This is a genomic window from Janthinobacterium saanense (genome assembly GCF_014200675.1).
Lineage (GTDB): Bacteria > Pseudomonadota > Gammaproteobacteria > Burkholderiales > Burkholderiaceae_D > Janthinobacterium.
The window spans coordinates 159,240-181,635 of sequence record NZ_JACHCI010000005.1; the positions used below are offsets into that span (position 1 = coordinate 159,240).

The window sequence follows — 22,396 nt, forward strand, 5'->3', positions numbered from 1 at the left end:
AGAATTGAACATTTGCCAGATAATTAACAGCTGAAGGTTTGATCTGCCACAAGCAGCAGATTCTGTTTTGGATATGTTGCAACACTAGCAAATCGTTTTCGTAAAACACTGTTGCCTTTTTTAAATGTTGCGATCTACACTAGCTACTCGTGTTACTTGCTTGTAGGTAACATGCTATATAAAAAAGCGTACGCGGCAATGACCGCGTCCGTTAGCGCATCGGGAAAAAATCGGGAGTTTTACATGACGTTCTTACTGTCTTCGGCAACGGGTTTTAATCATTTCCCCTCTGGAGCGGCATTGATGCTGCATCCGCCTTCCTAGCTTTTACCGTCCAGTTCTTTTTCGCGTAAGGGTTTTTCAAAGTGTGCGGTCATGCCTGCAGGTATGGCCGTTGGCGTAGTGCGTCTTTTTTTTCAGGAAGGGATGCCGGCTGCAGGCGCGTGCGCCGGTGGTAGCGGCCCCATCAACTATGCTTTCGATAGCGACTAAAGTAGAACAAATTGTGATGGAATCGGCGTTTCTCAGCGAGGGGCTGGGACGTGGCTTGTTGAATCTGTCAGAGCTGGCGCGCCAGTTGCAGCCGCAGCTGCAGAGCGACTTATGGAAACCAGTGGGCCAGGCCGCCGTGGTGATGGCGCTGCGCCGTTTGGCCGAACGGATGCCGCGGCAGAAAAGCGGCGAAGTCGTGCTGGCGCACCGCGCGGGAGAGCTCAGCACGCGCAGTGAATTAATGATTTTTACCTACCGTTATTCCGACCAGACCTACGCCTGCCAGCGCCAGCTGCTGGCGCTGGCCGCTCCGCAACGGGGCACGTTTATTACCGTGACGCAGGGTGTCAACGAGGTGATGGTGATTTGCAGCCGAACTTTGCATGGGCTGGTCGAAGCGGTTTTCGGTAAGGAGCAGGAGCTGGCACGCCTTGAACGGGTGACGGCCGTGACCTTGCACCTGACGCCTGAAACCTGCTACACGCCGGGCGTATATCACGCCATTTTGCGGCGCCTGGCCTGGGATCGCATCAACCTGATCAACATCATCTGCACCTATACGGAACTGACCCTGCTACTGGAAGCGTCGCAGACGGGAGCCGCTTTTTCGGTGCTGTCTAAAATCGCCGCACAATGAAAAACGCCCCGCCGCATGGCTGCGGCGGGGCGTTTGCGGGGTGGACTCCGCTTATTTTTCCACTTATTTTTCCAGCTGTGTGCGTACGCGGGCAATCGCTGTGCGTACCTGGCGGGGCGCGGTGCCGCCCACGTGGTCGCGCGCGGCCACGGAGCCTTCCAGCGTCAGCACCTCGAACACGTCTGCCTGCGTCAGTGGCGAGAAGGTCCGCAACTGTTCCAGCGACAGGTCGGCCAGGTCGCAACCGGCATCGACACAGGCGCGCACGGCCAGGGCCACCGCTTCATGGGCGTCGCGGAAGGGCAAGCCTTTCTTGACCAGGTAATCGGCCAGGTCGGTCGCCGTGGCGTAGCCTTGCAGGGCCGCCGCGCGCATCGCTTCGGGCTTGACGGTGATGCCGCCAGCCATGTCGGCGAAGATGCGCAGGGTGTCGATCACGGTATCGACGGTGTCGAACAGCGGTTCCTTGTCTTCCTGATTGTCCTTGTTGTAGGCCAGCGGCTGGCCTTTCATCAGGGTCAAGAGGCCGATCAGGTGGCCGTAAACGCGGCCGGTCTTGCCACGCGCCAGTTCCGGCACGTCCGGGTTTTTCTTTTGCGGCATGATCGACGAGCCGGTGCAGAAGCGGTCGGCGATATCGATGAAGCCGATGCGTGGGCTCATCCAGATCACCAGTTCTTCAGCCATGCGCGACACGTGCATCATCAGCACGGCCGATGCGGCGCAAAATTCGATGGCAAAATCGCGGTCCGAGACGGCGTCCAGCGAATTATGGCAAACGTCGTCGAAACCCAGGGTCCTGGCCACGCGCAGGCGGTCGATCGGGAAGGTCGTGCCGGCCAGCGCGGCGGCGCCCAGCGGCAGGCGGTTGACGCGCTTGCGGGTGTCGGCCATGCGCTCGGCATCGCGGCCGAACATTTCTACATATGCCAGCATGTGGTGGCCGAAGGTGATCGGCTGGGCCACTTGCATGTGGGTAAAGCCCGGCATGATGGTGTCGGCGTGCTGTTCCGCCAGATCCGTCAGCGCGCCACGCAGGGTGGCCAGCAGGGCGGTGATGTCATCAATGGCCGAACGCACATACAGGCGGATATCGGTCGCCACCTGGTCGTTGCGCGAACGGCCAGTGTGCAGGCGCTTGCCTGCATCGCCTACCAGTTCGGTCAGGCGTTTTTCAATATTCAGGTGGACGTCTTCCAGGTCCAGCAGCCATTCGAACTGGCCGCTGGCGATTTCCTGCGAAATTTGCGCCATGCCGCGCTTGATTTCAGCATAGTCGGCGGCATTGATGATGGCTTGCGCATGCAGCATTTCCGCATGGGCCAGCGAACCTTCGATATCGAACAGCGCCAGGCGCTTGTCAAAAAATACAGATGCGGTGTAACGCTTGACGAGGTCCGAGACCGGTTCGGAAAACCGGGCCGACCAGGCTTCGCCCTTTTTGGAGAATTGATCAGTCATGAGAAAGAGGTCCTTTAGTGTAGGGCGATTATAAACAAGGTTGGCTTGCGGTAGGGCTTTTAGGGGCTTTCCGGGGCGATGAAGAGGGTGGAACGGGGCTGGCAGGCGACAAATCGGCGCCACGCGGGTGGTGCGCGCCTTCCATCCCGGCTTTTTGTATTCTGTCCCGCAAATTGTGCGTTTGGTCGCAATCCGGTGGCGATTGCGGGGGTGCTGGCCTAAAGTTTCATCATCGCAGCACACAAACCACACACCACTTAAAGGAAAACATCATGAACATCGCTAAAAACATGGAAGCCATCTTCGTTGCCATCATCGCCATCGCCGGCGCCACCACCCTGGCCACCGCCGCCGTGCCGAAGTTCCACGCCGCGCCAGCCACCGCTAACGTCATCGCCAGTGCCGACAACGTCGCCATGCACACCGTGTATGTCAGCGCAAAACGCTTGAGCCCAGCAGAAAAAGCAGCCCTGTAATCGATGAAGGCAATCGCAGCAGAAGTAAGTGTAGTACGTAGCAGCACCACACTCTTACAGGCAGTCAGGACGGGCGGCGCCCCCGGTTCTTTCCAGCCCTGGTGACAGCACAGCCAAAATCGCCGATGATCGTGTTTTCAACGACAGGCGGACCGGCATCATGTCTCATCTGAATCTCGCATACTTGAACGTCAGCAGCGACAAGACGGAACTCGACGTTCCTGCAATTCACCATTTTCTCAGCACGCAATCGACATGGGCCATCGGCATACCGCTGGCAACCGTGCAGCGCGCGATCGATCATTCTCTCTGTTTTGGCGGCTATATCGATGGCCACCAGGTGGCGTTCGCCCGCGTGGTCAGCGACTACGCCACGTTTGCCTATCTGGTTGATGTGTATGTGCTGGAAGAGCACCGGGGAAAAGGCTATAGCAAGCGGCTGATGGAGACCGTCATGGCGCATCCCGATGTGCAGGGCCTGCGCCGTTTCATGTTGGCTACCAGTACTGCGCATGGCTTGTATGCGCAGTATGGATTTACGCCACCACTGCGGCCTGCAGCCCTGATGGAGCGCTATGTGCCGGATCTTTATCAGCCAAAGAAGGCTTGATCGTGCGCCATTGGATGGCGCTGTATCTGTAGTCTCTTTGGGTAGGCGATGGTGAAAATCCCGATAAGCAGGGCCAGTATGGCTATTTTGCATTCTGTCCCGCAAATGGCGCGTTTTGTCGCAATCCGGTGGTGATGGCAGGCACCTTGGCCTAAAGTTCCATCATCGCAGGACAACAACACAACCATTTAAAGGAACACATCATGAACATCGCTAAAAACATGGAAGCCATCTTTGTCGCCATCATCGCCATCGCTGGCGCCACCACCCTGGCCACTGCCTCCGTGCCGAAGTTCCACGCCGCGCCAGCCGCTTCCGCGCTCGTCGCCAGTGCCGACAACGTCACCACGCACGTTGTGTATGTCAGCGCCAAGCGTTTGAGCGCAGCAGAAAAAGTAGCCCTGTAATCGAAGCTGTTAGTAACAGAAGCCATTGCCGTAAGCAGTAACGATGTAGTAGCACAAGCAATCAGAACGGGCTACTGCCAGTGCATCAGGCACGGCGGTATCAGCAGCAGCAATGCCAGCACCAGATAAATCAGTTGCAGCGGTATCATCCACTTGGCCCAGGTAATCCAGGGCACGCGCGCCAGGGCCAGCACGCCGACGGTAATGCCGGATGTGGGTATCATCGGCGTAGTGAATTCGCCGAACTGGAAAGCCAGGATCGCTGTCTGGCGCGTCACGCCCACCAGGTCGGCCAGCGGCGCCATGATGGGCATGGTCAGTGCGGCCTGTCCGCTGCCCGAGTGGATGAAGAAGTTGATCACCGACTGCATGAAGAACATTTTTTGTGCGGCGAAAACGGGGCTCGACGAAGCCACCAGCGGCGTCAGGGCGTGCAGCATGGTATCGATGATTTGCGCGTCGCGCGCCAGTATCATGGTGCCGCGCGCCAGGGCGATCACCAGCGCCACGCTCACCATATCCCTGGCGCCCTGCACGAAGGCAGCTACCAGGCTATCCATGTCGAGCCGGCCCACCAGGCCGACAACGATGGCCATCACCAGAAACAGGGCGGCGATTTCATCGATGAACCAGTCGTACTTGACCACGCCCACCACCATGGTCAGCAAGGTGGCCAGGAAGATCCACAGCACGGCGCTGTGCGTGCGCGTCATGCCGGCAAAGCTGTCCAGGTCCATCGTGTGTTCGCGGCGTTTTTCGATGTCGAGCAGGTAGGTAGGACTTTTTTCAGGGTGGCGCTTGATGCGCGCCGCGTACCACATCAAAAACACGATGCTGACAAACGTGGCGATGGCCCACACGATCAGCCGGTAGCCTATGCCTGAAAAGATGGGAATGCCGGCAATGCCTTGCGCGATGCCCACATTGAAGGGATTCAGAAAGGCGGCCGAAAAACCCACTTGCGAGCCGATGAATGGTATCGATATGCCGGTAATCGTGTCGTAGCCCAGGGCCAGCGCCAGCGGCACGAAGATCAGGATGAAGGGTATCGCTTCCTCGTTCATGCCAAAGGTGGCGCCGCCCAGCGAAAACATGGTGAAGAAGACGGGGATGATGGCGGCCCGCACGAAGCGCGAACTGGTGTGGGCCTTGGCGATGGCCTTGATCAGCGAGTCGAAGGCTTCCGTTTTTTGCAGCACGGCGAAGGCGCCGCCGACGATCAGTATGAAACCGATGATCAGGCTGGCGTCGACGAAGCCCTTGATGGGCGCCATCATCAGCGCCGCCAGCCCTTGTGGCTGGTTGTTGACGTAATGGAAGGTGCCGGGAATGATCAGGTGCTTGCCATTGACCAGCTGCGTATCGAATTTCCCGCCCGGTACCAGCCAGGTCGCCAGTGCGATCATGGCCAGGATGCCGCATAGCAGGACGAAGGTATTGGGCAGCTTGAATTTTTTCATGTCGTCGATCTTGTATTTTTCTTGTCTTTTTATTGGCTGAGCAGACTGCCGCCGCGGTAGGCGATGGCGCCTGCGACCTTGCCCACATTCATGCCGCGCAAGACGTGGCGGTGGGCGCTGCGCGCGAAGAATACACCAGCGACGCTGCAGCGCAAAGTCGTCGTCGCGCCGCTGACCGGGTCGATCAGGTCGGCCAGCGCATCGCCGGCCGCCAGCACCTCGCCCATTTCGCGCAGATACACCAGCACGCCCGCGTGCGGCGCCAGTATCGGCTCCACGCCGGCCAGCGGCGTCGGCTCGCATAACGGTGCCGGCAGCGCCTCGTGCGCGCCATCGAGTTCCAGCACGCCTTCGATGGCCAGGAAGCGCAGCAGCGCATGCGCATCGCGTTCGGCCAGCGCATAACTCACTTCCACTTCGCCGCGCAATTCCACCGTGGTCGACAGGCAGGCCATGGGTATGGGATAAGCGCCCTGGAAATGCGCATCGAGATCCCACCATACACGGCTGCACGCTTCATCGAATGGTTCTTCGCCGGCCGCCAGTTCCAGCAGCAAGGCGCGCGCGCCCAGCAGCGCCGACAGGGGAGCGATGCGTGCCGCCAGCGGCGTGCCCGTATAAATGTGCAGGGCAGCCTCGTTATCGCAATGCAGGTCGAGCACGATGTCGGCGTCGATGGCCATCGCCAGCAAGGTTTTTTTCAGGGTTTCCGCATCGGTGCGCGGCTGCCAGGCGGCGATGGCGCCGCGTGCATGGCTGCGTATCAAGGCCACGTTGGCGTTTGCATCCTGTCCCAGCTTGCCTGCGAGCGTGGTTTTCAGTTCATCGGCCACGTGGCGGTAGGCGCGGTTGAAGTTGATGCCGGTCGACAGGTCGAAGCGGCCGAACGGCGCGCCGTGGATGGCTTGCGCCAGGCCGATGGGATTGGCGGCGGGCACCAGTATCACTTCGCCATGCAGCTTGCCCGCCGCTTCCAGCGCCAGCAGTTCGCGGCGCAGGAATTGGGACACCAGCATGCCTGGTACTTCGTCCGCGTGCAGGGCCGCCTGGATATACACCTTCTTGCCGCTGCGGCTGCCGGCGGCAGGCACACCGAAGTGAAAGCTGCTCAATTGATAGGCAACGCTGGCGTGTTCGGTGGAGATGGGATGCTGGTGTACTTGCATGGTCTGGTGCCCCGGAGTGGTGCATGGTTGGTGGACTTCGGTCGATTATGTAGCATTATTTTCACTAAGTAAATCAATGAAAATCCTTTTACAAATAGTTGTTGAGTTTTCTTTTTGATATGCGTAGAGTGGATTCCGACGCATGTTTTTTGCATATCGTTCCACTGCCAGCAACACAAAATAAAAAGAGGCCGCCGTGTCATGAAGCCACCTGCACATTCAGTCAGCGCTGCCGCGCCGCTGTCCGCTCCCGATGCCGCGTTTGCGCAATCGGCGCTGGGGCAGATGCTGATGCACGTGCTGGCGACTGGCTCGGCGTCGCACCGGCAGATCGCCGACCATCTGCTGCGTTACCCGATGCGCGTGACCGCGCTGGGCATCGAAGAACTGGCCGACAGCTGCCAGGTATCCACCGCCACCATCAGCCGCTTTGCGCGCGACATCGGCCAAAAGAATTACTCGGCCATGCGCGGCGCCATGGCGGAAACCCTGCAAGCGCTGTTGCAGCCTGTCGACAAGCTGCGCCACACCATAGAACGTCGCGCCCGCGCCACATCGCCCGTTACCGAAAGCCTGGAATACGCGGCCGCGAATATCGCCGCCACGGCTGGCGCCCTGTCGCTGCCTGAAATGCAGGCCGTAGTGCGCCGTCTCACGCGCGCCAAGGTCGTCTACGTGATGGGCTTTGGCCTGTCCGCCAACCTGGCCGGCATGCTGGTCCAGCATCTGCAGCCCTTTTGCCCGCATGTGGTGGAAGTGGTGGGCATAGGCGGCTCGGAAGTGGCGGCCGGCCACCTGGTCAACCTGACGTCGCACGATGTGCTGGTGGTGATCTCGTTTCCCCGCTATACGCTCGATTGCATCGGCCTGGCCAGCTTCGCGCGCGACCGTGGCGCCCGCATCGTGGCGCTGACCGATTCCCCCGCTTCTCCGCTGGCCGAACTGGCCGACCACACGCTGTATGCGCAAAGCACGCACCCGGTCTTGCCCAGCAGCGCCAGTACGGCGCTGGCCATGATAGAGGCGCTGGCCGTGGCGCTGATGGTCTCCAACAAGGACAACGTTGAAAAAGCGGCGCGCTTGAGCGATGTCATCGCCGCCTATCTGTATGGCGGCGAACATGGCGTGCAGGGCCCCAGAAAAACAGCAGTGAGGCAGCACAAAGCAGTGAAAAAAAGCAGTCCATATAAAAATCAGGGTTAACACACTCCGGGAGAGTTTGAATGCAACCAGAAAAACAAGAAGGCAGGCGATCCATCCATCCGCCGCGCAAGTCGGTATTGGCGTACTCCGTATGCCTGGCGCTGGGAGCCGCGAGCATCATGCTCGGTAGTGCTGCATTGGCGCAGGAGCAGACCATAGATCCGGCGGCGCCGGTCGTGCCGCCGTCCAGACTGCAGCGCGTGGAAATCACTGGGTCGGCCATCAAGCGGCTGGAATCGGAAACGGCGCTGCCGGTGCAAGTCATCACGCGCGCCGATATAGAAAAGGCTGGCGTGACGACGGCGTCCGAACTGATGGCGCGCGTGTCGGCCAACGTGGGTGGCCTGAGCGATGGCGGCAGCATCAACGTAGGCGGCGACCAGCGCGGCTTCAACAGCGCCAACCTGCGCGGCGTGGGCACCTCATCGACCCTGGTGCTGCTCAATGGCCGGCGCATGGCCAACTTTGCCTCGCCCGGCGACGACGCCGGCGTGGACTTGAATAACATCCCGGCCGCTGCGCTGCAGCGCGTGGAAATTCTGCTCGACGGCGCCTCCGCCCTGTACGGCACGGATGCCATCGGCGGCGTCATCAACTTCATCACGCGCAAGGATTACCAGGGCGTGGAGCTCAATGTGTATGGCAGCGGCACGCAGGAAGGCGGCGCCGGCAAGCGCACGGCCAGTATCACGGCCGGCAAGGGCGACCTGGAGACGGATGGCTACAATATCTTCGCCGTGGTGGACCTGCAAAAGACGGACCGCCTCAGCTCCTCGCAGCGCAAGTTCATTCCCAACTTGCAGATCCCGCAGCGCCTGGGACACTTGCTGTCGAGTTTTACCAGCCCGGCCAATATCCGTTTGTCCGGCGACCAGCGCGATTATTTGCAGGACAACGGTTTCCTGCTCAATGGCCGGCCGATCACCAACCGCCAGATCAATCTCTCGATTCCCAACTGCGCCCCGCCGGCCAATCTGTATCTGCCCAAGGGTACGGGCGGCGTCGATGCCTGTACCTACGATTACATGGGCGATACGGAGCTGTATCCAAAGACGGACAAGCAGAACCTGCTCACGCGCGGCGTGCTGAAACTCAATGCCGACAACCAGCTGTATGCGGAAGTCGCCTTGAGCCGCTCGCGCAGCTATTACGTAGGGTCGTCGGCGCGCGTGATCGGCTACATCGATTACAGCAAGGTTCCGCAGCTGGCCAATAGCGGCCTCGATAACATCGTGGACGACGATGGCACGCCGACGGGGCGCGAACTGGAACTGCGCATGCGCCTGAACGAAGCGGGCATGCGCACCAGCGAACTGACCAGCGAGAGCCAGCGTATCGTGGTGGGCGCCAACGGCACCATGGGCGGCTGGGATTATGACGTGGGCCTGAACCACAGCGTCAACACCGTCAAGGACAGGGATACGCACGGCTACGTCTTGTACGACCAGCTGCTGGCAGGGATTGCCGATGGCCGCATCAATCCGTTCGGGCCATCGAGTGCTGCGGGCAGGGCGCTGCTCGACAGCATCCAGGTCAATGACGAAGTACGCCATGCGCGCGGCACCATGGACTCGCTGGACTTCAAGGTGTCGCGTGCGCTGATGCCGCTGGGCGGCGGCGACCTGGCGCTGGCCGTCGGTGGCGAAGTGCGCCGCGAGCGCACGGAGTTCCGTCCCTCCGCGCTGCTCATGAGCGACAATATCAACAACGATGCGGCGCCTGAAGGCGGCATGGCCACCAGCGACAGCCGCAATGTGCAGGCCATCTACAGCGAATTGCTGCTGCCATTCACCAAGCAGTGGCAGGCGCAATTGTCCGGCCGTTACGACCATTACCAGCAGGTGGGCGGCGCCCTCAGTCCCAAGATCGGCCTGACCTATATGCCCAGCAAGCAGGTGCTGATGCGGGCTTCAGCAGGCAAGGGTTTCCGCGCACCGTCAATGTCGGACCTGCACCGTCCCACGGTCTACAGCAGCACCTCGACCTTGCCTGATCCCGTGTATTGCGCTGCGGAGAATAATGACTATTCCGTTTGCGCCGATAACTGGGACACGCGCCGCTACAGCAACGACAAGCTGAAACCGGAACGCAGCCGCCAGTTCTCGGCCGGCCTGGTGCTGGAACCGAGCGAGCGCTGGACCCTCAGTGCCGACTACTGGAATATCAAGCGCACGGACCTGATCAGCGAAATCGGCGACGACATCATCCTGGGCAATTTGGCCAAATACGGCAACCTGGTGCACCGCGACGCCGATGGCCTGATCGACTACATCGAATTGCGCAAGGAAAACCGCGGTGCGCAAAAAGCCTCGGGCATCGACTTCACGGCCGACCTGCATGGCATAAAAACGGCGTGGGGGCGTTTCGGCGGCCACTTGAGCGGCACCTATGTGCTGGACTCGAAAATCCAGACCAGCCCGGGCGACACCTTCATCAGCAATTTGAACACCTTCGTGACCGAAGGCGTGGTGCAGCGCTGGCGCCATACGATCACGCTCGATTGGGATAATGGCCCGTATTCGGCCAGCCTGTCGAATACCTATTCGAGTGGCTACCAGGACCAGAACTCGGCCATCAATACTGACGATGGCAGCGTGGTGGCGGCCAACCGCGTGAAGGCCTATACCATCTGGGACATGTCGGGCGCATATGCCGTCAGCAAGCAGTTCAAGCTGCGCGCGGGCATACAGAATCTGTTCAATACCAGCCCGCCGTATTCGAACCAGGCGTATTTTTTCCTCTCTGGTTATGATCCCAGCTACACGGATCCACGTGGCCGGCGCTTTTATGCCTCGGCTAATTACAGCTTCAAATAAAGTCCATCAGGACGGCAAGACCCGTAGTCAGTTTCAAACGGCAAGAGCAGTGTGTATTCGTAGTCAGCGGCGCGCCTGGGCTTCTATCGTGCGCCGCCTTCCATGCATCTGAAAGGCACCATGAAACCAAACGCAATCTCGCTTTACAAGTTGTGCTTCATCTTTATTCTCGGCTGTGTGCTGGCATGGTCAGGCATGCCGGCCAAGGCAGCGCCCTCCACCAACGCTGCCAACGCTGCGCCGCAAGGCACACTGGTCATTATCGGCGGCGGCCTGCGTGCCGACAATGCCGAAGTCTGGCAGCGCATCGTGACCCTCTCGGGCGGCAAGGGCGCCCGCATCGCCGTGCTGGCGTCGGCCTCGAGTAACCCGGAAAAATCGGGCCTGAGCATCATCAGCAAATTGAACCAGTATGGCGCCGACGCTTTTTTCGTGCCGCTGGGCGTCAAGCTGGCCAATAGCGATTACCGCAAGGCGGCCGAAGATCCCGCCATCGTCGCGCAAATCAAGTCGGCCAGCGGCATTTATTTTGCCGGCGGCGACCAGGGCCGCATCACGCAAGCCTTGCTGCGCCCGGATGGCAGCCGCACGGCCGCGCTGGAAGCCATCTGGTCGGTCTACCGCAATGGCGGCGTGATCGCCGGCTCCAGCGCCGGCGCGGCCATCATGAGCACCACCATGTTTTATGACGCCAAGCCGGTGCTCGACATGCTGAAAATGGGCGTCACCGACGGCAAGGAGATCGCGCCTGGCCTGGGTTTCATCGGCAGCGATGTCTTCGTCGACCAGCATTTGCTGGTGCGCGGCCGTTTCGCCCGCATGATCCCCGTGATGCTGAAAAAGGGTTACCACCTGGGTCTGGGCATCGATGAAAACAGCGCCATGGTGGTCGACGCCAAGCGCGACGTGGAAGTCATCGGCTACAGTGGCGCACTGCTGATCGACCTGTCGGGCGCCATCAGCGATAGGGGCGTGAAAAATTTCAATATCAGCAATGCCGCCATCAGCTACCTGGACCGGGGCGACAAGTTCAACCTCGTCACACGCGCTTTCACGCCTTCGCCGGACAAGGCCGACAACAAGCTCGACCCGAACCAGCCCGACATGCGCGAACCCGTATTCACCAACGATATCCTCGGCAATAACGCCGTACTCGATTTGATGGGCAATTTGATCGACAACGCCCAGCAGGAAGCCATCGGCATCGCCTTTGGCAATCCGCGCGACCCCTACCCGGACCTGGGTTTCGAGTTCAGGTTCAGCAAGACCGTCAACAGCGTGGGCTACAGCTCCACCGAAGCGGAAGCGTATTCGGTGCTGAAGCTGCGCCTCGACATTCGTCCTATCCAGCTGCGCCAGCCCTTGTACCGTTACAAGTAAGAAGATCCGCCTGTAGCATGCCGGCGCTTTCAAAGCGCCGGTCCTGCCGCTACAATCAAGCTTCATCTTCTACCGTTTTAGGAACGCCATGCAGCACACCCCGATACGATCCTTCCTGTGCGCGCTGGCGCTGGCCATCGGCATCTTGCCGATGGCGCAAGCAGCCAGCCCGGCACAGCCGGCCACCATGCGCCTCGATTACCAGCATAGCGGCAATGCGCTGGGCGAACACTATGCGGTTGAACGGGTGCTGGTCGAGCCTTTACCCTGGCCGGGCAATATGGCGCGCACCATCGACGATAGCAATCGTGGCAACAATATGGTGGAAGTGGTCGATATCAAGACGGGAAAACTGTTGTATTCGCGCGGCTTTTCCACCGTCTTCGGCGAGTGGAGCAGCACCGATGAAGCGAAAACCACCACGCGTGCCTTCCAGGAATCGGTGCGTTTCCCGCAGCCGCAGCAGCCGGTGCGCGTGCGCATCCTCAAGCGCGACGAGCGTGGCCTGTTTTCTGTTGTGTGGAGTACCGACGTCGACCCGGCCGCGCAGGATGTGATCCGCAAGCAGCCGCCGGCGCCTGTCAAGCCCATCCCCATCCGCATCAGCGGTCCTTCGTCTGAAAAAGTCGATCTGCTGGTGCTGGGCGATGGTTATACGGCAGCCGAGATGGGCAAGTTCGAAGCGACGGTGCGCCGCATGGTCGACCATCTGTTCAGCGTGTCGCCGTTCCGCGAACGGGCCAAGGATTTCAATGTGTGGGCCATGGCCGTACCGACCCAGGAGTCGGGCGTGTCGCGTCCCTCGACGGGCGTGCACCACGCTTCGCCGTTGGGCACGCGCTACGATATCTTCGGCAGCGAGCGTTATGTGCTGGCGGTGGATAACCGCGCGCTGCGCGACCTGGCCCAGTATGCGCCGTATGAATTCATCGAAATCCTGGTCAATAACGACACCTATGGCGGTGGCGGCATCTTTGGCCAGTTCAGCACGGCGGCGGCCAATAACGACTGGGCCAATTATCTGTTCGTGCATGAATTCGGCCACCACTTTGCCGGCCTGGCCGACGAGTACTACACCTCGCCGGTGGCCTACCAGTCCAGCGGCGAGCGCCGCGAACCATGGGAGCCGAATGTCACCGCGCTGCATGACCCGGCCAACGTGAAATGGAAGGGTCACGTCAAGGCTGGCACGCCCATGCCCACGCCATGGCCCAAGGAAGAATATGAAGCAGATTCACGCGCTTACCAGCAAGAGCGGGCCCAGCTGCGCAAGGATAACCGGCCCGAATCGGACATGAGTGCGCTGTTTCACCGCGACTTGAAACAGAGCGAGGCGCTGTTTTCGAAAGCCCCGCACCAGCATCAGGTGGGAGCTTTCGAAGGCGCGAATTACGAAGCCAGCGGCTACTACCGGCCCGAGATGCAATGCATCATGTTCGACCGCAGCGATCAATTCTGCTCGGTGTGCCAGGACGCGATCAGCACCATCATCGACCTGTATTCGCGCCCACCGGCACCTTGACACTACTGGCGTCAGATATGACCTTGCACGCCAAAGCCGATCTGGCGTGCATTGCCCAGGTTGACCAGATAGCGCCCGGTGACCGAGTCCAGATGATTGGCCGCGATGTAGGTGTGGTTGGTCAGGTTGCTGCCAAAGGCGAATAGCGACACGCCATTGGACAAGGTGTAGGCAGCCTTGGCGCCCAGGACGGTGGAGCCGTCATTGCGGTCGGTGTTGTCCGGGCTGGTGTAGTTGCTACCGCTATGCACCAGGTTCGCATTGAACAGCCAGTGATCCGGGGTCCAGCTGAAACCCACCGACTGGGTTTGCCTTGGCGAGCGGGCAAACTCCTTGCCCGCATAACTACCCTGCGGCGTATCGAAATCGATGAAGCGCGATTTCGACAAACCCAGTGCGCCAAATAATTCCAGATGCGGCATCACCTTGCCGCGTATTTCCGCTTCCAGTCCCTGCAGGCGCGAGCTGCCCGCGTTGACGAGGTAAGTATCGAGCGTATTGCGGCCGATATCGACTTGCTGCTTGCTCCAGTCGATGCGGTAGGCATTGAGCGCCACCACCATGCCATTGCCGACCACGCCCTTGAGCGAGGCTTCATAGTTCTTCGTGAATTCCGGGCCATAGGCGTTCGAGCCGCGTTCATAGCTGTAATTGACGCCGCCCGTGCGGTAGCCGCGCTGCGCCGTCAGGCCGGCGACCCACGCTGGCGCCAGCGCGTAGCGCAGCCCCAGTTTGGGCAGCCACACGGCATTGTCGGACTGCAGATTTTGCACGCCATCGGGTGCAAAAATGCCGCCGCCGATTAACTGGCCCACGATGCTGGTCGCCAGCGCCGAGGTGCCGCTGGTGGCTGTCGTCAGTACGCGGCTCTGGCGTTCGCTGTCGTAGCGCATGCCAGCCGTCGCAGTCAGCTTGCCGATCACATAATCGAATTCGCCAAATACCGCGTGTGTCTTCGTGTCGTCCGCTTCCAGATTGCCGCGATTGATGAATTCGGAACCAAAGGCCGCATCGCACGCCGCCTGTACCTTGCATTGACCCGTCAGGCCCAGTACATATGACACGGGCACCGTGAACAGATCGTTCGCGCCGTAATGGGCATTCTGGTAATAGACACCGGCCACGCCTTTCAACTGATGGCCGAAGAGCTGGGTCTCGAAATTGGCGCGCGCTTCCTGCGAAAACTGGCGGTCGATATTTTCGCCGGTGCGATAGCCCTGATTGAGCTCCGTGCCATCGTAGTCCTGCACGCGCGAGTACAGATTGTGCGAATACGTGGTCAGCAAGGTGATGTCGGCGCCGCCTGCCTTGAAGGTTTGTTCGAGCGCCGCCGAACGCGTGAGGTTATCGGCATTGCGCGGTTCATTCGACAGGTTCTGGCGCGCTTCGATAGGGCGGGTCACGGCTTCTACGCCTGGGCTGCCCAGCTGCTGCTTGTCGTCCACCAGCGTGATCAGGGCTTGATAGTTTTCGCCGATGGGCGTGATGCGCAATTTGGCGCGCAAGGTGTGGCCATCGTCGTGATTGAAGCGTTTGTCGTTGCGGGTCGGGTCAAACACATCGCCGTCGCGCTTGCGGTCTTCGAAGCTGATGCGACCGGCCAGTACCTGGTCGATGATGGCGCCGCCGCCCGCCACTGCGATGCGCTGCGCGTTCTCGTTGCCAGCGCTGACGCGGTAGCTGAAGTCGGGAATATCGGAGGGATTGCGCGTTTTCATCACCACCGCGCCGGCCAGCGAGTTGCGGCCCTGGTTGGTCGATTGCGGCCCACGCAGCACTTCCACCCGGTCTGCATCCCAGACGCTGAGCGCACTGATGTCCTGGCCGAAGCCGTCTTGCGGTACGCCGTCGACGACCATGGTGATGGTGCGCCCGCCACCACCACCGGCCGGGCCATAGGAATTGATGCCGCGGATGGACAGGCCGCTGGCCGTGCCCACGTTGGCCATTTGTCCGGCCACGTCTTCCAGGGTGGTGTTACCCGATTCGCTGATCTGCCGGCTATTGCGTGACCCCACGCTGGCACTGCTGTCGATTTCCGTGCGTTTCAGCTTGTCGCCACTGATTACTACCTGTTCAACAGCTACGCTGCCATCGGCCGTCGCGCCAGGGGCTACCGCGGCATTGCCATCCGCATGTGCCTGCCAACTTGCCAGCACACTCGCCAAACCCAACACCATCACCTTGATACGCATCGTTTACCTCATGTTGTGAATGAGAATTAATCTCAAGTAAAATAATTCTAAATGAGAATGATTTTCAATCAAATAAAAAGAAGGTAATTGTTGGGTAAGCGTTGCTGCTTTCAAACAGTTACCTCTTTGCTCTCCGGTGTGACATTAAAAGCGGGCTCTGGTTTATATTCTGAGATTGCTTATTTGCAATTTTTTCTTTGCTTATGTTGCAGCTGCGGATGGCGATGCTGCGCTATCTCCATCGTATCGCGCTGCATCTGTGAGCTATCAGTATTAAATAACAGCTCATATTGCAAAATTTGATATAGATCAATGTTGCGCTGCCGCAATGACTCGTATAGTTGCGATGTCACAAGGCGCAGCGACGCCAGCCTGGCCTATGGCCGCTCGCTTTTTTGCTTTGTCTTGTTGTGGCAGAGCAACGGTGTACACACGATGGAGACAAGATGAGGAATGGGAATGTGAGCAGTTTGACTAGTTTGCAGGGCAAGAAAGGCCTGGTGATCGGCATCGCCAATGAGCAGAGCATCGCCTGGGGCTGTGCGCGCGCCTTGCGCGACGCCGGCGCCGAACTGGCCGTGACATGGCTGAACGACAAGGCAAGGCCGCATGTCGAACCGCTGGCGCAGCAAGTGCAGGCGGGTATTGCGCTGCCGCTCGATGTCAGCCTGCCGGAGCAGGGTGTAGCGCTGTTTGCGCAGATCGCGCAGCAGTGGGGCCGGCTCGATTTTCTCGTCCATTCCATCGCCTTCGCGCCGCAGCAAGACCTGCACGGCCGCGTGGTGGATACCTCGCCGGCCGGCTTTGCGCAGGCGATGGATATCTCCTGCCACTCCTTCATGCGCATGGCCAGGCTGGCCGAGCCGCTGATGCGGGACGGTGGCAGCCTGATGACCATGAGTTATCTGGGCGCCGAAGGGGTGGTCAACGACTACGGCGTGATGGGGCCCGTGAAGGCGGCGCTGGAAGCATCGGTGCGCTACCTGGCCGCCGAACTGGGGCCGGCTGGTATCCGCGTCAATGCGATTTCACCAGGGCCGCTGGCCACGCGGGCCGCTTCCGGCATCGCCCATTTCGATCGCCTGCTGGCGGACGCCGAAGCGCGTTCGCCGATGCGCCGCCTGGCCACTATCGATGATGTGGGCGCTTTATGCGCCTTTTTGGCCGGCGATGCTGCGCGCTCGATGACGGGCGGCACCCTGTATGTCGACGGCGGCTACAACATCCTGAATTGACTGGAAGACGATGAACAAGCACCTGTTTGATTTCCCCTTCCGCATGCCTGCCAGGCCAGCGGCCCTGCTGGCGCTGGCTGCGGCCATGGCGCTGGCCGGCTGCGCTTCGATGGCGCCGCCCTACACGTCGCCGGCGCTGCCGGTGCCTGCGCAATATCCGGAAGCCGATCCGGCTGGCGCGAACGCCGTCGATATCGGCTGGCGCGCATATTTTGCCGATCCCCGTTTGCAGCAGACCATAGAACTGGCGCTGGCCAATAACCGCGATATCCGCATCGCCGCCCTGCGCGTGGAAGAAGCGCGCGCCGTGTATGGCATACAGCGCGCCGACCAGTTTCCCACCATCGGCCTGGGTGCTGCTGGCAGCCGTACACGCGTGCCGGGTGACTTGAGTATCACCGGCCAGCCCATGACCTCGGCGCAGTACCAGGCGGGCTTGAATGTCAGCGCCTGGGAACTCGATTTCTGGGGCCGCGTGCGCAGCCTGAAAGACAGCGCGCTGCAAAACCTGCTGGCCAGTGACGAGGCGCGCCGCGCCGTCGGTCTGGCGCTGGTGGCGCAAGTAGCCAATGGCTACCTGGTCTTGCGTGAACTGGACGAGCGCGTGGCGCTGGCGCGGGCTACCGTCGATAGCCGCGCCGAATCGCTGCGCATCTTTACGCGCCGCTTTGAAGTAGGTTCGATTTCCAAGCTGGACCTGACCCAGGTGGAAACCCTGCTCAGCCAGGCGCTGGCCTTGTCCGCCCAGCTGGAGCAGTCGCGCGCCGCGCAAGCGCATGCACTGGCCCAGCTGGTGGGCGGCCCGGTCGACCTGACACCCGACCTGCGCCGTTTCGACGACGCCAGCGTGCTGTTGCCGCTGCATGCGGGCTTGCCGTCATCTTTGCTGACACAGCGGCCCGACCTGGTGGCGGCCGAATACCAGCTGCGCGCCGCGCAGGCCAATATCGGCGCCGCACGTGCCGCCTTCTTCCCCCGCATCAGCCTGACGGCCTCGTATGGCACGGCCAGCGCGCAACTGAGTGGCTTGTTTGACTCGGGCAGCGGCGCCTGGAGTTTTTCGCCGCAACTGGCTTTGCCGATTTTTGATGCGGGCCGGCTGCGCGCCAATATGGACCTGGCCGAAGTGCGCCGCGATGTGGCCGTGGCCAATTATGAAAAAAGCGTGCAGGGCGCCTTCCGCGAGGTGGCCGATGCGCTTTCGAACCGGCGCTGGCTGGCGCTGCAGGTCGAGATCGGCAAGGCCACCCTGGCCGCGCAGACGGAACGCGCGCGCCTGGCCAAGCTGCGCTATGACAATGGCGCCGCACCCTACCTGGAAGTACTCGACGCCCAGCGCGACTTGCTGACGGTGGAACAGCAGCTGGTGCAGACGCGCCGCGCCTTGCTGTCCAGCCAGGTCAGCCTGTATGCCGCCCTGGGTGGTGGCGCTCCCGCCGCCGATGCCGCCAATGTGGCCACTTTCACCAACTAATTTGACCGCGCCGATACCATGACCCCTCAACTGAAGAAAAAAATCATCCCTGCCGCGCTGATCGTGGCCGCCGTCGTGCTGGGCTACGTAGCCTGGCAAAAAATGCGTTCCACCGGCCCCGGCGACGGTTTCGTCAGCGGCAATGGCCGCATCGAGGCGACCGAAATCGACGTGGCCACCAAGCTGGCCGGCCGCGTCAACAGCATCACTGTGCGCGAAGGCGATTTCGTCAAGGCGGGCCAGCCGCTGGCCACCATGCAGGTCGATTCCCTTTCCGCTCAGCGCGACGAAGCGCGCGCGCGCCAGCAGCAGGCGTCCGATGCAGTGGTGGGCGCGCAAGCGCAAGTGGCCGTGCGCGAAAGCGACAAGGCGGCTGCCCTGGCCGTGGTGGCGCAGCGCGAAAGCGAACTCGATGCGGCCCGGCGCCGCCTGGCCCGTTCCGAAACCCTGTCGAAAGAGGGCGCGTCATCGGTGCAGGAACTCGACGACGACCGTGCCCGCGTGCGCAGCGTGGCTGCCGCCCTGAATGCCGCCAAGGCCCAGGTCACGGCCGCGCAGGCCGCCATCGATGCAGCCAAAGCGCAGGTGGTTGGTTCGCGTTCGGCCGTCACGGCCGCCGAAGCGACTACGGCCCGCATCGACGCCGACCTGGCCGATGGCCAGCTGAAGGCGCCGCGCGACGGCCGCGTGCAATACCTGGTGGCGCAGCAGGGCGAAGTGCTGGGCGCCGGCGGCAAGGTCTTGAACCTGGTCGATTTGTCCGACGTCTACATGACTTTCTTCCTGCCCGAGACGGCCGCCGGCAAGGTGGCGCTGGGTGGCGAGGTGCGCATCATCCTCGATGCAGCGCCGAACTATGTGATCCCGGCGACGATTTCCTTCGTGGCGGCCAGCGCCCAGTTCACGCCAAAGACGGTGGAAACGGCCAGCGAGCGGCAAAAGCTGATGTTCCGCGTGAAAGCGCAGATCAGCCGCGAATTACTGCTCAAGCACCTGGCCTTGGTCAAAGTGGGCTTGCCGGGCGTGGCCTGGGTGCGCCTCGATCCGAAACAGGCGTGGCCGGCTGAATTGACGGCCAAGGTTCCGCAGTGAGCGTGGCCGTGAACACGTCTGTCGCCAACAACTTCGTTGCCAGCATCAAGGGCGTCAGCCAGCGCTATGGCGCGACGCTGGCGCTGGACGCCATCGATCTCGACGTGCCGGCCGGCTGCATGGTGGGCTTGATCGGGCCCGATGGCGTGGGCAAATCGAGTTTGCTGTCGCTGGTGGCTGGCGCGCGCGCAGTGCAGGAAGGCAGCGTGATGGCCTTGGGCGGCGACATGCGCGATGGCCGCCACCGCGACGATGTCTGTCCGCGTATCGCTTACATGCCGCAAGGCCTGGGCAAGAATCTGTATCCGACTTTGTCGGTCGAAGAAAATCTGCAGTTCTTTGCGCGCCTGTTCGGCCATGACGCGGCCGAGCGCCGCCGCCGCATCGACCAGCTCACGCGCAGCACGGGCTTGCAATCTTTCCTGGAACGCCCGGCCGGCAAGCTGTCGGGTGGCATGAAGCAAAAGCTGGGGCTGTGCTGTGCTTTGATCCACGATCCCGACCTGCTGATACTCGACGAGCCGACTACCGGCGTCGATCCGCTGGCGCGGGCCCAGTTCTGGGACCTGATCGCCGGCATTCGCGTGCAGCGCCCGCAAATGAGCGTGATGGTGGCTACCGCCTATATGGACGAAGCCCAGCGCTTCGATTGGCTGGTCGCCATGGATGACGGCAAGGTGCTCGACACGGGCACGCCGGCCGAACTGCTGGCGCGCACCAACAGTGAAAACCTGGAAGCGGCCTTTATCAAGCTGCTGCCCGAAACCAAGCGCGCCGGCCATCAGCCGGTGGTGATCACGCCGCTGGACGCAGCCAGCGCAGCCGATATCGCCATCGAAGCGCAAGACCTGACCATGCGTTTCGGCGATTTCACGGCTGTCGACCATGTGAATTTCCGCATCGGCCGTGGCGAAATTTTCGGCTTCCTGGGTTCTAACGGCTGCGGCAAGTCGACCACCATGAAGATGCTGACCGGTTTGCTGCCGGCCACCGAAGGCAAGGCCTGGCTATTCGGCCATGAAGTCGATTCCAGCGATATTGATACGCGCCGCAGGGTCGGTTATATGTCGCAGGCCTTTTCGCTGTATGGCGAACTGACGGTGCGCCAGAATCTGGTGCTGCACGCGCGCCTGTTCCACGTGCCGGAAAACGAGATAACCGCCCGCGTCGAGGAAATGGTGCAGCGGTTTGACCTGGCCGAGGTGCTCGACAATCTGCCCGACAGCCTGCCGCTGGGCATACGCCAGCGTTTGTCGCTGGCGGTAGCCATGGTGCACAAGCCGGAAATGCTGATACTCGACGAACCGACATCGGGCGTGGACCCGATCGCGCGCGATAATTTCTGGCGTCTGATGATCGAGCTGGCGCGGCGCGACCACGTGACGATTTTCATTTCCACCCATTTCATGAACGAAGCCGAGCGCTGTGACCGCATCTCGCTGATGCATGCGGGCAAAGTGCTGGTCAGCGACGCGCCGGCCGAACTGGTACGCAAGAAGGGCGCTGCTACCCTGGAAGCGGCCTTTATCGCCTACCTGGAAGAGGCGGGCGGTGGCACGGCGCCATCGCAGGAGGCGGAAACGCCGGCGCCGGTAGTAAAACAGGAAGAAGCTGAACACCCGCAACGGCGCAGCCCTCTCAGCAGTTTTAGCCTGGGCCGCATGCTCAGCTACATGTGGCGCGAAACGCTGGAACTGCGCCGCGACCCCGTGCGCCTGACCCTGGCGCTGGGTGGCTCGGTGCTGCTGCTGTTCGTGATCGGTTTCGGCATCAGCCTGGACGTGGAAGACTTGAGTTATGCGGTGCTTGATCACGACCAGACCAGCTTGAGCCAGAACTACACGAACAATCTGGCCGGTTCGCGCTATTTCGTGGAAAGGCCGCCGCTGCGCGATTACGCCGATCTGGACAAGCGCATGCGCAGCGGCGAGCTGGCGCTGGCGATTGAAATTCCACCTGGTTTTGCGCGCGACGTGCAGCGTGGCGCGCAGGCGCAAGTGGGCGCCTGGATCGATGGCGCCATGCCGATGCGCGCCGAAACCGTGCAAGGTTATGTGCAAGGCATGCATCAGGGCTGGCTGGCCGACCAGGCCTTGCACCGCTATGGCGTAACGATGAGCAGCCCAGTGGCTGTCGAGACGCGTTTTCGCTACAACCCCGACGTGAAAAGCCTGCCCGCCATGGTGCCGGCCGTGATCCCCATGCTGCTCCTGATGCTGCCGGCCATGCTGGCGGCGCTGTCGGTGGTACGTGAAAAGGAACTCGGTTCCATCATCAACCTGTACGTGACCCCCGTCACGCGGCTGGAATTTTTGCTTGGCAAGCAGGTGCCGTATGTGGTGCTGGCGATGCTGAACTTTGTGCTGATGACATTGCTGGCGGTGACGGCGTTCGACGTGCCGATCAAGGGTAGTTTGCTGACCCTGGCCGCCGCCACCTTCATTTTCAATATCTGCGCCACCGGTATCGGCCTGTTTGCCTCGACTTTTACGCGCAGCCAGATCGCAGCCCTGTTCGTGACCATGATAGGCACCATGATCCCGGCCATCCAGTTTTCCGGCCTGCTCAATCCCGTGTCGTCGATGGAAGGCACGGGCAAGGTCATCGGCCTGATCTACCCGGCCACGCACATGCTCAATATCAGCCGTGGCATTTTCAACAAGGCGCTGGGTTTTTCGGACTTGCACGCCTCGTTCCTGCCGCTCTTGATCGCCATCCCCGTGATCCTCGGCGTGACGGTGGCGCTGTTGAAGAAACAGGAGAGCTGATG

General features: G+C 61.1%; 16 protein-coding genes. 12 read left to right on the forward strand and 4 right to left on the reverse strand.

The window, feature by feature from the left end; genetic code table 11:
• Nucleotides 1-508 precede the first annotated feature (508 nt).
• Nucleotides 509-1,129, forward strand: a complete 621-nt coding sequence (locus HDE72_RS09870; RefSeq protein WP_260176597.1) for a hypothetical protein — start codon at nucleotides 509-511, stop codon at nucleotides 1,127-1,129.
• Nucleotides 1,130-1,192: 63 nt separating this feature from the next.
• Here HDE72_RS09870 and argH read toward each other — a convergent pair whose 3' ends face one another.
• On the reverse strand, nucleotides 1,193-2,590 hold the full coding sequence (argH, locus tag HDE72_RS09875) for an argininosuccinate lyase (protein WP_183739728.1): 1,398 nt from the start codon (nucleotides 2,588-2,590) through the stop codon (nucleotides 1,193-1,195).
• A 272-nt stretch (nucleotides 2,591-2,862) separates the two neighbouring features.
• Between argH and HDE72_RS09880 the strand changes: the two genes are divergently transcribed.
• The 3 genes from HDE72_RS09880 to HDE72_RS09890 all read left to right on the forward strand — a co-directional run bounded on the left by HDE72_RS09880 (nucleotide 2,863) and on the right by HDE72_RS09890 (nucleotide 4,083).
• On the forward strand, nucleotides 2,863-3,066 hold the full coding sequence (locus tag HDE72_RS09880) for a hypothetical protein (RefSeq protein ID WP_183739733.1): 204 nt from the start codon (nucleotides 2,863-2,865) through the stop codon (nucleotides 3,064-3,066).
• 160 nt (nucleotides 3,067-3,226) lie between these two features.
• Nucleotides 3,227-3,676, forward strand: a complete 450-nt coding sequence (locus HDE72_RS09885) for a GNAT family N-acetyltransferase (RefSeq protein WP_183739736.1) — start codon at nucleotides 3,227-3,229, stop codon at nucleotides 3,674-3,676.
• Nucleotides 3,677-3,879: 203 nt separating this feature from the next.
• Complete coding sequence (locus tag HDE72_RS09890) at nucleotides 3,880-4,083, forward strand: hypothetical protein (RefSeq protein WP_183739739.1); 204 nt, start codon at nucleotides 3,880-3,882, stop codon at nucleotides 4,081-4,083.
• 71 nt (nucleotides 4,084-4,154) lie between these two features.
• On the opposite strand, the gene HDE72_RS09895 is transcribed toward HDE72_RS09890, so the two are convergent.
• On the reverse strand, nucleotides 4,155-5,543 hold the full coding sequence (locus tag HDE72_RS09895; protein ID WP_183739742.1) for a YfcC family protein: 1,389 nt from the start codon (nucleotides 5,541-5,543) through the stop codon (nucleotides 4,155-4,157).
• A 29-nt stretch (nucleotides 5,544-5,572) separates the two neighbouring features.
• Complete coding sequence (locus tag HDE72_RS09900) at nucleotides 5,573-6,709, reverse strand: succinylglutamate desuccinylase/aspartoacylase family protein (RefSeq protein ID WP_183739745.1); 1,137 nt, start codon at nucleotides 6,707-6,709, stop codon at nucleotides 5,573-5,575.
• Between the two features lie 201 nt (nucleotides 6,710-6,910).
• On the opposite strand from HDE72_RS09900, the gene HDE72_RS09905 reads away from it, so the two are divergent.
• From HDE72_RS09905 to HDE72_RS09920, 4 genes are all read left to right on the forward strand, one after another.
• Nucleotides 6,911-7,912 (forward strand): MurR/RpiR family transcriptional regulator, encoded by a 1,002-nt coding sequence (locus HDE72_RS09905; protein WP_183739748.1) that lies wholly within the window; start codon nucleotides 6,911-6,913, stop codon nucleotides 7,910-7,912.
• A gap of 20 nt (nucleotides 7,913-7,932) precedes the next feature.
• Nucleotides 7,933-10,728: a TonB-dependent receptor gene (locus tag HDE72_RS09910; RefSeq protein ID WP_183739751.1), complete on the forward strand. Its 2,796-nt coding sequence runs from the start codon at nucleotides 7,933-7,935 to the stop codon at nucleotides 10,726-10,728.
• A 120-nt stretch (nucleotides 10,729-10,848) separates the two neighbouring features.
• Nucleotides 10,849-12,108, forward strand: coding sequence for a cyanophycinase (locus HDE72_RS09915; RefSeq protein WP_183739754.1), 1,260 nt, complete (start codon nucleotides 10,849-10,851; stop codon nucleotides 12,106-12,108).
• Nucleotides 12,109-12,196: 88 nt separating this feature from the next.
• Nucleotides 12,197-13,630 carry an IgA Peptidase M64 gene (locus tag HDE72_RS09920; protein ID WP_183739757.1) on the forward strand — a complete coding sequence of 478 codons (1,434 nt, stop codon included), beginning with the start codon at nucleotides 12,197-12,199 and terminating at the stop codon, nucleotides 13,628-13,630.
• 11 nt (nucleotides 13,631-13,641) lie between these two features.
• Here the strand turns inward: HDE72_RS09920 and HDE72_RS09925 are convergent, their stop codons facing one another.
• Entirely contained in the window at nucleotides 13,642-15,825 is a 2,184-nt protein-coding gene (locus HDE72_RS09925) for a TonB-dependent receptor (protein ID WP_183739760.1), read from the reverse strand.
• A gap of 461 nt (nucleotides 15,826-16,286) precedes the next feature.
• On the opposite strand from HDE72_RS09925, the gene fabI reads away from it, so the two are divergent.
• The 4 genes from fabI to rbbA are packed head-to-tail and all read left to right on the forward strand — an operon-like array spanning nucleotide 16,287 to nucleotide 22,394.
• Entirely contained in the window at nucleotides 16,287-17,060 is a 774-nt protein-coding gene (gene fabI / locus HDE72_RS09930) for an enoyl-ACP reductase FabI (protein ID WP_311735211.1), read from the forward strand.
• 10 nt (nucleotides 17,061-17,070) lie between these two features.
• Nucleotides 17,071-18,534: an efflux transporter outer membrane subunit gene (locus HDE72_RS09935; RefSeq protein ID WP_183739766.1), complete on the forward strand. Its 1,464-nt coding sequence runs from the start codon at nucleotides 17,071-17,073 to the stop codon at nucleotides 18,532-18,534.
• An 18-nt stretch (nucleotides 18,535-18,552) separates the two neighbouring features.
• Nucleotides 18,553-19,626, forward strand: a complete 1,074-nt coding sequence (locus HDE72_RS09940; protein WP_183739769.1) for an HlyD family secretion protein — start codon at nucleotides 18,553-18,555, stop codon at nucleotides 19,624-19,626.
• A gap of 8 nt (nucleotides 19,627-19,634) precedes the next feature.
• Nucleotides 19,635-22,394, forward strand: a complete 2,760-nt coding sequence (gene rbbA / locus HDE72_RS09945; protein ID WP_409254957.1) for a ribosome-associated ATPase/putative transporter RbbA — start codon at nucleotides 19,635-19,637, stop codon at nucleotides 22,392-22,394.
• Nucleotides 22,395-22,396: the final 2 nt, after the last annotated feature.

Coding starts and splice junctions, on each gene's coding strand:
- HDE72_RS09870 (WP_260176597.1), top strand. CDS start 509: ATGGAATCGGCGTTTCTCAGCGAGGGGCTGGGACGTGGCTTGTTGAAT.
- argH (WP_183739728.1), bottom strand. CDS start 2,590: ATGACTGATCAATTCTCCAAAAAGGGCGAAGCCTGGTCGGCCCGGTTT.
- HDE72_RS09880 (WP_183739733.1), top strand. CDS start 2,863: ATGAACATCGCTAAAAACATGGAAGCCATCTTCGTTGCCATCATCGCC.
- HDE72_RS09885 (WP_183739736.1), top strand. CDS start 3,227: ATGTCTCATCTGAATCTCGCATACTTGAACGTCAGCAGCGACAAGACG.
- HDE72_RS09890 (WP_183739739.1), top strand. CDS start 3,880: ATGAACATCGCTAAAAACATGGAAGCCATCTTTGTCGCCATCATCGCC.
- HDE72_RS09895 (WP_183739742.1), bottom strand. CDS start 5,543: ATGAAAAAATTCAAGCTGCCCAATACCTTCGTCCTGCTATGCGGCATC.
- HDE72_RS09900 (WP_183739745.1), bottom strand. CDS start 6,709: ATGCAAGTACACCAGCATCCCATCTCCACCGAACACGCCAGCGTTGCC.
- HDE72_RS09905 (WP_183739748.1), top strand. CDS start 6,911: ATGAAGCCACCTGCACATTCAGTCAGCGCTGCCGCGCCGCTGTCCGCT.
- HDE72_RS09910 (WP_183739751.1), top strand. CDS start 7,933: ATGCAACCAGAAAAACAAGAAGGCAGGCGATCCATCCATCCGCCGCGC.
- HDE72_RS09915 (WP_183739754.1), top strand. CDS start 10,849: ATGAAACCAAACGCAATCTCGCTTTACAAGTTGTGCTTCATCTTTATT.
- HDE72_RS09920 (WP_183739757.1), top strand. CDS start 12,197: ATGCAGCACACCCCGATACGATCCTTCCTGTGCGCGCTGGCGCTGGCC.
- HDE72_RS09925 (WP_183739760.1), bottom strand. CDS start 15,825: ATGCGTATCAAGGTGATGGTGTTGGGTTTGGCGAGTGTGCTGGCAAGT.
- HDE72_RS09935 (WP_183739766.1), top strand. CDS start 17,071: ATGAACAAGCACCTGTTTGATTTCCCCTTCCGCATGCCTGCCAGGCCA.
- HDE72_RS09940 (WP_183739769.1), top strand. CDS start 18,553: ATGACCCCTCAACTGAAGAAAAAAATCATCCCTGCCGCGCTGATCGTG.